Here is a 1,202-nt window from a genome sequence, read left to right on the forward strand (position 1 = left end):
TAGAGTGCGTCTTCACCTGGTACTGGATAGCGGATCTATGTGCTGAGGACAGGGATGTCATTCACTCTGGGACATGCCCTTTACATGAAAGCCATTCATGGCGGAAAAGCCAAGAACGACAGAATAGATTCGGGAAAGATAGCTGCCATGCTCAAAGGCGGAATGTTTCCCATGGCTTATGTCTATCCTGCGAAGATGAGGGCAACGAGAGATCTTCTGAGAAGAAGGAATTACCTGGTTCGGAAGAGAGCTGATCTTATCACCCATGTTCAGAACACGAACAGCCAGTACAACCAGCCTTCTTTTGGTGTAAGCAATATCACACACAAATGTCGCCGTGAAGAGGTACTGAGTCACTTCACCGATCCGGATGTGTATATGAGCATGAAGATCAATATGGATATGATAGATCAATTTGCCGTTCAGATCAGGGCAATGGAAAAGCATGTTCTTGACAATGCAAAGAACCATGATCCACAGTCGTTGTACCTGTTGCGAACCATATATGGAATCGGGAAGGTCTTATCACTGACGATTCTCTACGAGATAGGAGACATTGACCGTTTCCCGAGAGTACAGAACTTTGCATCCTATAGCAGGCTGGTGAAATGTGCCAGAGAATCCGCCGGAAAGCGATATGGAACTTCTGGAAGCAAGATCGGGAATGTTCATCTGAAGTGGGCGTTCTCCGAAGCTTCTGTAATGTTCTTGAAGGGAAATCCGGAAGGGATGAAATACAAGAAAAGTCTGGAGAGAAAACATGGCAAGGCCAAGTCACTCTCCATCCTCGCTCATAAGCTCGGAAGAGCAACTTATTACATGCTTAAACGCAAGAAAGCATTCGATATGAAGAAGTTCCTCAGGGTGTAAGGGACAGCTCCCACAGAAATGAGAGGTATTCAGTGAAGTGTTCTGCTCCTCCCCCGAACCCGGAGCTAACTGGTGAATGTTACGGCATTCAGCCCGACGTTTTGAATGGGACGGCATGAGGGAACGTATGTGTTTCTAGGACGAGAAGGATAAATCCTTCCCGGTTCATCAAGGATGAATCGTTGATCCTCGATAAAGTGTTTGGGCAGAGCCAAGTATTGAAACAAAGACAGAACGTAAAACTGAATACAAGACGATAAATGAAAACAGTTAGCACATGCTGTCAGTGATGTTCTTTACCCCTTGACAGAGGGGGGCCTCATAAGTGTTAT

The 1,202-nt window shown here is 45.9% G+C and carries 1 protein-coding gene; it reads left to right on the forward strand.

Going from position 1 to position 1,202, the window contains the following annotated elements:
• The first annotated feature begins 54 nt into the window (after window positions 1-54).
• Window positions 55-870: an IS110 family transposase gene (locus tag K8S15_10155; GenBank protein MCD4776397.1), complete on the forward strand. Its 816-nt coding sequence runs from the start codon at window positions 55-57 to the stop codon at window positions 868-870.
• The last annotated feature ends 332 nt before the right edge of the window (window positions 871-1,202 follow it).

The sequence above is a fragment of the Candidatus Aegiribacteria sp. genome, assembly GCA_021108005.1.
Lineage (GTDB): Bacteria > Fermentibacterota > Fermentibacteria > Fermentibacterales > JCC-6 > Aegiribacteria.